1 pseudogene is annotated in these 260 nt (G+C 53.5%); it reads right to left on the bottom strand.

The window, feature by feature from the left end:
- Positions 1-260 (bottom strand): annotated as a pseudogene (locus SB660_RS21695) (hypothetical protein); the annotation flags it as partial.

Raw genomic sequence — 260 nt, 5'->3', positions numbered from 1 at the left:
CAAGCAACTCAATCAGGTCCTGGTATTCGGATATGTCGTCCGGCTTGGCTGAGGGATCTATACCGCACAAGGTCCCGAATAAACTCCCGTCTGAGGTTCTAAGAGGCACACCGATATACGAGCCAATCGGGATTTTTTGACCGATTCGGGCAGAAGCGTAAACTGGAACCTGAGTAGCGTCAGCTGCTATGTTCGGCCCCAGCCCTTTGACCATTTCGCTACAGAAGGAGTCGTCCCAGTCGAAGATATCGCCGGCGACC

This window comes from Bacillus sp. SIMBA_005 (assembly GCF_046535585.1).
Taxonomy (GTDB): Bacteria; Bacillota; Bacilli; order Bacillales; family Bacillaceae; genus Bacillus; species Bacillus pumilus.
This window is presented reverse-complemented; position numbering and strand designations above follow the sequence as displayed.